General features: G+C 70.4%; 7 protein-coding genes. 5 read left to right on the top strand and 2 right to left on the bottom strand.

The window, feature by feature from the left end; genetic code table 11:
* The coding region (sucB, locus tag CCN72_RS34095) for a 2-oxoglutarate dehydrogenase, E2 component, dihydrolipoamide succinyltransferase (RefSeq protein WP_086812183.1) at positions 1-1,029 on the top strand (1,029 nt) is incomplete at its 5' end.
* An 86-nt stretch (positions 1,030-1,115) separates the two neighbouring features.
* Here sucB and CCN72_RS34090 read toward each other — a convergent pair.
* Entirely contained in the window at positions 1,116-1,424 is a 309-nt protein-coding gene (locus CCN72_RS34090) for a hypothetical protein (RefSeq protein ID WP_143664295.1), read from the bottom strand.
* Positions 1,425-1,441: 17 nt separating this feature from the next.
* Positions 1,442-3,097: an RNase A-like domain-containing protein gene (locus CCN72_RS34085; RefSeq protein WP_086812179.1), complete on the bottom strand. Its 1,656-nt coding sequence runs from the start codon at positions 3,095-3,097 to the stop codon at positions 1,442-1,444.
* 576 nt (positions 3,098-3,673) lie between these two features.
* Between CCN72_RS34085 and CCN72_RS34080 the strand changes: the two genes are divergently transcribed.
* From CCN72_RS34080 to CCN72_RS34065, 4 genes are all read left to right on the top strand, one after another.
* Positions 3,674-4,297, top strand: a complete 624-nt coding sequence (locus CCN72_RS34080; protein WP_046421248.1) for a GntR family transcriptional regulator — start codon at positions 3,674-3,676, stop codon at positions 4,295-4,297.
* 315 nt (positions 4,298-4,612) lie between these two features.
* Entirely contained in the window at positions 4,613-7,324 is a 2,712-nt protein-coding gene (gene aceE, locus CCN72_RS34075) for a pyruvate dehydrogenase (acetyl-transferring), homodimeric type (protein WP_086812177.1), read from the top strand.
* Between the two features lie 93 nt (positions 7,325-7,417).
* Entirely contained in the window at positions 7,418-8,395 is a 978-nt protein-coding gene (locus CCN72_RS34070; protein WP_086812176.1) for a helix-turn-helix transcriptional regulator, read from the top strand.
* A 58-nt stretch (positions 8,396-8,453) separates the two neighbouring features.
* On the top strand, positions 8,454-8,969 hold a 516-nt coding region (locus CCN72_RS34065; protein ID WP_086812174.1), incomplete at its 3' end, for a DUF4240 domain-containing protein.

Below are 8,969 nucleotides of genomic sequence, written 5' to 3'. Positions count from 1 at the left end.
CCGGTGCAGCCCGCCGCCCCGGCTCCGGCGCCCGCTCCGGCTCCGGTCACCCCGGCCACCGCGCCGACCTCCCCGACCGCCACCCAGGCGACGGACGAGGGCGCGTACGTGACCCCGCTGGTGCGCAAGCTCGCCGCCGAGAACGGCGTCGACCTGGCCACCGTCAAGGGCACCGGCGTCGGCGGCCGTATCCGCAAGCAGGACGTCATCGCCGCCGCCGAGGCCGCGAAGGCGCCCGCCGCCGCTCCGGCTCCGGCCGCCGCGGCCGCCCCGGCCGCCAAGAAGGCCCCGGCGCTGGAGGCCTCCCCGCTGCGCGGCCAGACCGTCAAGATGCCTCGCATCCGCAAGGTCATCGGCGACAACATGGTCAAGGCGCTGCACGAGCAGGCCCAGCTGTCGTCGGTCGTCGAGGTCGACGTGACGCGGCTGATGCGGCTGCGCGGCCAGGCGAAGGACTCCTTCGCGGCCCGTGAGGGCGTCAAGCTCTCCCCGATGCCGTTCTTCGTCAAGGCCGCCGCGCAGGCGCTGAAGGCCCACCCGGTCATCAACGCCAAGATCAACGAGGCCGAGGGCACGATCACCTACTTCGACACCGAGAACGTCGGTATCGCGGTGGACTCCGAGAAGGGCCTGATGACCCCGGTCATCAAGCACGCCGGCGACCTCAACATCGCGGGCATCGCCAAGGCCACGGCGGAGCTGGCGGGCAAGGTCCGCGCCAACAAGATCACCCCGGACGAGCTGTCCGGCGGGACCTTCACCATCTCCAACACCGGTTCGCGCGGTGCCCTGTTCGACACGATCATCGTGCCGCCGGGCCAGGTCGCGATCCTCGGTATCGGTGCCACGGTCAAGCGTCCGGCCGTCATCGAGACCGAGGAGGGCACGGTCATCGGCGTCCGCGACATGACCTACCTGACCCTCTCCTACGACCACCGACTGGTCGACGGCGCCGACGCGGCCCGTTACCTGACGGCGGTCAAGGCGATCCTGGAGGCCGGCGAGTTCGAGGTCGAGCTCGGCCTGTAAGGCTCGAACGCCCTGCGGCGATCATGACGGAGCCCCCGTCCGGAGTTCTTCTCCGGACGGGGGCTCCGCCCGTTCCACGCGCCTCGTCACCACGCGTGGAAGGACCAGACCATCCCGACTTCCGTATCGGACACAAGGAACAGGCCGAGGTCCCAGACGTGCACGGAGATCGGGGAGCACCCTGAAATCCGCTTGTAGTAGTCGAGCCGCTCGAACTCGCCGGCCAAGGGATCGTTCACACGCCAGCCGCGTACGTCCGGCGTGTCGCCACGCATCAGCCTGTCGGCGTCGAGCGCCCAGTCCGCGTTGTCCCTGCCCGTCACCTTGGCGTAGGTGTACCTGCGTTCGTACATACCGATCGCATCGGCCCATGCCCGCTCGTCGAGCTCCGCCACCGTCGTCTCCCCGTTCGTCATGCGGGCATGGACGTCAGAACGACGAACGGCGGGTCCAGGTCCGGTTCGTACTTGAGTACCGTCAAGACGCCGTACGCGTCCTCCGGCGCCACAAGCGTATTGTTCGCCATTTTAGTCGTGCGACCGGTGACGACCGGAATCGCATGGTTTCCGGTGTTGACCGACCCTACCGTGAATTCTTCCCGCAGCGGTTTCGGTGGCCTGTTCTCCAGCCATTTGTCGATCGCCGCCGAATTGGACCTGATATTGTACTGCGTGTAATTCTGCGCCGATTCCAGATCGGTGAAGGTGGAAGCCGCGGGAATGCTCGGCACACCCATTCCGTTCGACTCGTCACGCATTCGCTGCGTCAGCTGCATGTCCGTCAGTCCCACGTGCTTGTCGATGCTGTGCCCCCCGTACAACTCCTCCTCGGTCGCGAGGTCCAAGGAGTATTTGTACGGGATCGTGCTCTCGGGCCGCTGCCAGCTGTGCTCCTTCTTGAATTCGTTCAGGGAGCGCGCCCCGTACGCCTCCGCGCGGGCCTCTTCCGCCACGAAGGTGGGCACGCTGAGCAGCGCCTCGTCCAGCTCGGGCGTCAGCCCGTCCAGCACGGTGGCGGCGTCGCTGAACGCCGTGTGGTACTTCTCGACCGCCGCGTTCGCCGCGGCCTCGTCCATGTGCGCGCGGAACTTCGCGATGAGCTCCCCGAGCATCAGGGTCCCCGTCAGCTCCAGCAGTTCGAGCAGGTCGAGACCTGAGGTGAGGTCTTTGACCATGCCCTCCGCCGCCTCCTTGCCGAGGCGGGTGGTGGTCTCCCTGGTCGTGGCGGCCACCCCGGCCAGTTCGTCGAGCTTCTCCTGAACCGTGGTCGCGGTGTTGCGGAGGATGTCGATGATGGGCCGCTGCTTCGCGGGCACGACGTTGCGGTTGGTCTTCCAGCTCCGGCCGATGGAGACCCGCTGCCCCTGGGGGTCGTACGTCCTGCCCCACTCGGTGGTGCCCCAGATCGTCTGACAGAAGGCCTTCACGGCGCCCTGCCATTCGTCGTTGCCCTTGTTGTCGGTGATGAACTTGATCGCACCGTTGAAATCGTCGGACGCGCCCTTGGCCGCCTTCGCCGCCGCACCCCACGCCGTGGCCATGTCCTTGAACTCGTCGTCCTTGCACCCCGGCGTGATCTCGTGCATCTTGCCGAGTCTGAGGCCGTGCTCGACGGCGGGCCGGATCACGTCGGCGAGGAAGTCGGGGATCGTGCCGAGTATGCCCGCGATCTCCGAGGAGTCCGCGTCCTGGCCGGTACCGGACCACTTGATGTCGTTGACCGGGCCGTACCTGGGCGCCGTGTCGATGACGGCCGGCGGCGGCTTCGGCGGCGACGGGGGCCCCTGCATCCGCCGGGCCTGCCAGTCCGCCTGGCGGTACTTGTTCGCCGTGTCGGTGAGGCCGACGGCGACCCCGCCCACGCCCGCCGACTGGCTGTAGTCGTTCAGGACGTCGACCAGCGCGGTGGCGCCCTTGTCGTAGCCGAACTGCCCGTCGCGCACGACGAGGGAGGTGTAGTAGAGGTGCTGCGGCTGTACGTCGAATCCGCCGCCGTCCTTGGGCGAGGGGGGCCGCGCTTCGGCCCGCTCCTTCTTGCGCTCCTCGTCGGTGGGTCGCCGCTCCGTCATCAGGCGGCACCCCACCCGCGCGGCACCGCGCGATGCGGCACCGCCATGCAGTCGTCGGTGTTGTCACCCTGCATACCCCGGCTCCCCCTCCGCGGTCGGCGTGCAACAAGCTGTCGAGGCCGCTCCACGGGCGCGCCGGCGGCGCCTACGCGGGCGCGGGGACAGCTTGTCCGCCTCGACGTCGACCGTGACGGCACGGATGCGCGCCAGAACGTCCTGGTCGGTCTCGCCGAACCCGTCGCGGCTGGGCGGCGTACTCGTTCCGCGTCCCGCACAGCATCGAACCCGTACGACAACGGAGCGTAACGCCTCCGGCCGAAAAGAAGCACCCCTTTTCAGGCGGAGGCCGGGCGCGGGCGCGGTGCCGTACCGGTGCGAGGCTTCGTCACCGAGAGCGTGCGGCCGCACGCGTCCCGTGCTCGTCCGGCAACCGCCGAACCGAACCGAAAGGCGCCCGTTTGCGCGTCCGTGTCCCGTGTAAGCCTCGTCTCACCTGCATCGAAGCGCCCCCCGCACACGCTCCCGCCGGGCGAAGCCGCCGTATTGTCTAGATGTCAGCCCCCGGGAGGAGCCCTCATGACCGCGCCCGTAGTCCACTCGCTGCGCGAACAGATCCGCGAGCACATCGTGGAGGGGATCGTCAGCGGGCGCTGGCAGCCGGGTGAGCGCATCGTGGAGCGTCGTATCGCCACCGAGCTGGAGGTCAGCCAGACCCCGGTGCGCGAGGCGCTGCGGGAGCTGGAGACGCTGCGGCTGATCGAGTCCGCGCCGAACAAGGGCGTGCGGGTCCGCAATCTCACCGCGGCCGACCTGGAGGAGAGCTACCCGGTCAGGGCCGGTCTCGAGGCCATCGCGGCCGAGCTGGCCGCCGACCGCCTCTCCACCGACTGCTCGGCCCTGGAACCCCATGTGCTGGCCCTGTACGAGGCCGACCGCGCCGCCGACGGCACCGCGCAGGTGCGGCACACCGTCGGCTTCCACCGCGAACTCGTGCGCGCCGCCGACAACTCGGTGCTGCTGCACACCTGGGAGGGCCTCGGCATCGAGGTCTTCACCGCCCTGTCGATCCGCTGGCTGGGCACCGTGCAGCAGTCGTACGCCGAGGAGCACGAGGAGCTGGTGCAGGCGTTCAAGCGCCGGGACCCGCGGATCGCGGAGCTCGTGAAGGCGCATGTCCTCGGCTGCGCCCCGCGCGCCTGAGGGCCGTCCGATTCTGATACCTGACTGACGCGCTCTGACGCCCGACTGACGCGCCACCACCCGAGCGCACCCCCGCTCACCTGGGAAATCCCTGATCAAATACGGCACCGGGTGCCCGGTTCCAAGGCACCCGGTGCCGACTTTCTTGGAATCAAGAGGTTTTCCCGCTCAACCCTTTGATCGATCATCGATCAGGGAGTTACAGTCACCGACGGACTTCCACCCGAGGTCCTCTGCCCTGTCCTGCCAAAGACCAAGGGCACCCCCGAACCCTTACCGATGAGGGAACCCCCTTCGACTGAGGAAGGCGGCGACATGACCGACCCCCACGCCATCCAGCCGAGCGAGCTCGACCAGCTCCCGGACCGCGACCCTGAGGAGACCGCCGAATGGCAGGCCTCCCTGGACGCCGTGGCCAGGGAGGCAGGCCCGCATCGCGCCGCGTATCTGATGCGGCGCACGCTGGAGCGCGCCGAGGCGGGCGGCATCGCGCTGCCGAAGCTGCTGGAGACGGACTACGTCAACACCATCCCCACCTCCGCGGAACCGGGCCTGCCCGGTGACCCGGAGATGGAGGCCCGGATCACCGCCTGGAACCGCTGGAACGCGGCCGCGATGGTCACCCGGGGCAGCAAACACGGCGTCGGCGGCCACATCGCCACCTTCGCCTCCGCGGCCTGGCTCTACGAGACCGGCTTCAACCACTTCTTCAAGGGCAAGGACTCCGGGGAGGCTTCCGGGTCCGGCGACCAGCTGTACATCCAGGGCCACGCCTCCCCCGGCATCTACGCCCGCGCCTTCCTTGACGGCCGCCTGAGCGAGGCGCAGCTGGACAACTTCCGCCAGGAGGCGGGCGGCGACGGTCTGCCGTCGTACCCGCACCCGCGCCGGCTGCCCTGGCTGTGGGAGTTCCCGACCGTCTCCATGGGCCTCGGCCCGCTGTCGGCGATCTACCAGGCGCGCTTCAACCGCTACCTGACCAACCGCGGCATCAAGGACGTCTCGTCCTCGCACGTATGGGCGTTCCTCGGCGACGGCGAGATGGACGAGCCGGAGTCCACGGCGGCTCTCGCGCTCGCCTCCCGCGAGGGTCTCGACAACCTGACCTTCGTCATCAACTGCAACCTTCAGCGCCTGGACGGCCCGGTCCGCGCCAACTTCAAGATCGTGCAGGAGCTGGAGGCCCAGTTCCGCGGCGCCGGCTGGAACGTCGTCAAGACGCTCTGGGGCACCGCCTGGGACGAGCTGTTCGCGCTCGACACCACGGGCGCGCTGGTCCGCCGGCTGCGCCAGGTGCCGGACGCGCAGGTGCAGACGTACCAGACCCGCGACGCCGCCTACATCCGCCAGGACTTCTTCGGCGCCGACCCGGCGCTGGTGGAGATGGCGAAGCTGCTCTCGGACGACAAGATCCTGGAGTGCTTCCACCTCTCCCGCGGCGGTCACGAGGCGCGCAAGGTCTACGCCGCGTACAAGGCGGCCGTCGAGCACAAGGGCGCGCCGACCGTGATCCTGGCCCAGACGGTCAAGGGCCACACCCTGGGCGACGGCTTCGCGTCGAAAAACGCCAACCACCAGATGAAGAAGCTGACGGTGGACGAGTTCAAGACGATGCGGGACCTGCTCGGTCTGCCGATCAAGGACAGCGACTTCGCCGACGGCGTGGTGCCCTACGGCCACCCGGGCGCCGACTCCCCCGAGGTCCGCTACCTCCAGGAGCGCCGCGCGGCCCTCGGCGGCCCGGCCCCGGCCCGCCGTACGCATCCGCTCGCCCCGCTGCCCGCCCCGGCCGAGAAGGCGTTCGCCTCCTTCGACAAGGGCTCCGGGTCGCAGAACGTGGCGACCACGATGGCCTTCGTCCGCCTCGTCAAGGACCTGGTCCGCGACAAGGAGACCGGTAAGCGCTGGGTGCCGATCGTCCCGGACGAGGCGCGCACCTTCGGTATGGAGTCGCTCTTCCCCTCGCTCGGGATCTACTCCCCCAAGGGCCAGACGTACGAGCCGGTCGACCGCGACCAGCTGATGTACTACAAGGAGGCCAAGAACGGCCAGATCCTCAACGAGGGGATCACCGAGGCCGGTTCGATGGCCGACTTCATCGCCGCGTCCACCGCGTACGCGACGCACGGCGAGGCGATGATCCCGTTCTACATCTTCTACTCGATGTTCGGCTGGCAGCGCACCGCCGACCAGATGTGGCAGCTCGGCGACCAGCTCGGCCGCGGCTTCCTCGTCGGTGCCACGGCCGGCCGTACGACGCTGACGGGCGAGGGCCTCCAGCACGCCGACGGCCACTCGCCGGTGATCGCCGCGACCAACCCGGCCGCGCTGTCGTACGACCCCGCGTTCGCCTACGAGATCGCGGTGATCGTCCGCGAGGGCCTGCACCGGATGTACGGCGAGGCGAAGCCGGGCGAGGACCAGAACGTCTTCTACTACCTCACCGTCTACAACGAGCCGCTGCCGCAGCCGGCCAAGCCGGGCGCCGCCGGTGTCGACGAGGGCATCGTCAAGGGCCTGTACCGCTTCAACACCGCGGAGTCCGCGGGCGTGACCGTCCCGGCCAACGCCCCGCGCATCCAGCTGCTGGGTTCCGGTACGGCGATCCACTGGACGCTTCAGGCGCAGCGCCTGCTGGCAGAGGAGTGGGGTGTCGCGGCCGATGTCTGGTCGGCGACGTCCTGGACCGAGCTGCGCCGCGACGCGCTGGAGGCCGACGCGGCCCTGCTGCGCGGCGAGGAGCGGGTGCCGTTCGTCCGCCGGGCGCTCCAGGGCGCCGAGGGCCCGGTCCTCGCGGTCTCCGACTACATGCGCCAGGTCCCGGACCAGATCGCGCAGTGGGTCGACCAGGACTGGTCCTCGCTCGGCACCGACGGCTTCGGCATCTCGGACACCCGTCCGGCCGCCCGCCGCCACTTCGGTGTGGACGCCGAGTCCATCGTGGTCGCCGCCCTCGCCCAGCTCGCCAAGCGCGGCGAGGTCAAGGCGACGGCGGTGAAGGAGGCCCGGGAGAAGTACGGGCTGTAGTCTCCGCGGTTCCGAGAAGGGGTACGGCTGCTCGCCGTACCCCTTCTTTGTCAGTGCCTCTTCTTTGTCAGTGCCTCCCGGCATCATGGATCCATGCGTGCGGCCCGGCTCATCAAGATGGTCCTGCTCCTCCAGACGCGGGCGGCCATGACCGCCGGTGAGCTGGCGCGGGAGCTGGAGGTCTCGGAGCGGACGGTGACCCGGGACGCGCAGGCCCTGTCGGAGGCGGGGGTGCCGGTGTACGCGGACCGGGGGCGGGCCGGCGGATACCGGCTGGTCGGGGGTTACCGGACACGGCTGACAGGGCTGGGGCGCGACGAGGCGGAGGCGCTGTTCCTCAGCGGGGTGCCGGGGGCGCTGCGGGAGATGGGGCTCGCGGACGCGGCGTCGGCGGCCCGGCTGAAGGTGGCGGCGGCGCTGCTGCCCTCCCTCCAGGACGCCCCCCGGGCCGCGGCCCAGCGCTTCCATCTGGACGCGCCGGGCTGGTTCCGCGCGCCCGAGACACCCGCGCTGCTGCCCGCGCTCGCCGAGGCGGTGTGGGACGACCGCTGTGTCACGGCCCGCTACCGGCGCGGGGACGGCGAGGTGGAGCGGCTGCTGGAACCGTACGGGCTCGTGCTGAAGGCGGGCGCCTGGTATCTGTGCGCCCGGGTGCCGGATCCGGGGGCCTTTCGCACCTACCGTGTCGACCGGTTCACCTCCGTTGGGGCGGCGGACACCCGTTTCCACCGGGACGAGGACTTCGACCTGCCCGCTCACTGGTCCGCGCAGGCCGAGCGGTTCGCGCGCTCGCTGCTGCGCGCCGAGGCCGTCGTACGGCTCTCCCCCGAGGGGGTGCGCAGACTGCCGGGCGCCGTCGACGTTCCGGCCGCCCGGGAAGGGCTGGCCGGTGCCGGGGAGCCGGACGGGGCGGGGTGGGTGACGGTGACGCTGCCGGTGGAGTCGGAGGAGGTCGCGTACGCCCAGCTGACCGGGCTCGGCCCCGAGGTGGAGGTGCTGGCGCCGGGGAGCCTGCGGGCGCGCTTCGTGCGGGACGCGGCGCGGCTCGCGGCGCTGTACGGAAAGGGGTGACGCGGCCGCCGTACTCCCGCGTGCGCCCCACCGGCGAAGGCCCGATGCTGGAGCGGTGATGGACGAGACGGAGTTCTGGGAGCTGGTCGACAGCACGCGCGAGGCCGCCGGGGGCGATCCCGAGGACCAGGCCGAGCTGCTGGTGGACCGGCTCACCCAACTGGACCCGGAGCGGGTCCTGGACTTCGCCCGGCACTTCGAGGCCCGCTACAACCGGGCCTACCGCTGGGACCTGTGGGGCGCCGCCTGGGTGCTTCTGGACGGGGCCAGCGACGACGCGTTCGACTTCTTCCGGTGCTGGCTGATCGGCCAGGGCCGGGAGGTGTTCGAGGGCGCCCTGCACGATGCGGACGCGCTGGCCGGGCTGCTGGGCGACTTCGACGAGGAGGTCGACGGCGACGCGGAGGAGCTGGGGTACGCGGCCGACGAGGCGTACGAGCAGCTCACCGGCACCGTGGCGGCCGACCTCGGCATCCCGCCCGCCCCCGCGGAACCGGCGGGCACCCCGGTCGACCTGGAGAACGAGACGCTGCTCGCCGAGCTCTACCCGAGGCTCTGGGCGCGCTTCAAGGGC

Source organism: Streptomyces murinus, assembly GCF_002154555.1.
GTDB lineage: Bacteria > Actinomycetota > Actinomycetes > Streptomycetales > Streptomycetaceae > Streptomyces > Streptomyces murinus.
The sequence above is the reverse complement of the archived record's forward strand: the minus strand, read 5'-3'. Positions and strand labels throughout refer to the sequence as shown.

Bases quoted from the DNA above. Each gene is read 5' to 3' on its own strand.
- CCN72_RS34080 (WP_046421248.1), top strand. From the start codon at position 3,674: ATGACCGCGCCCGTAGTCCACTCGCTGCGCGAACAGATCCGCGAGCAC.
- CCN72_RS34070 (WP_086812176.1), top strand. From the start codon at position 7,418: ATGCGTGCGGCCCGGCTCATCAAGATGGTCCTGCTCCTCCAGACGCGG.
- CCN72_RS34085 (WP_086812179.1), bottom strand. From the start codon at position 3,097: ATGACGGAGCGGCGACCCACCGACGAGGAGCGCAAGAAGGAGCGGGCC.
- aceE (WP_086812177.1), top strand. From the start codon at position 4,613: ATGACCGACCCCCACGCCATCCAGCCGAGCGAGCTCGACCAGCTCCCG.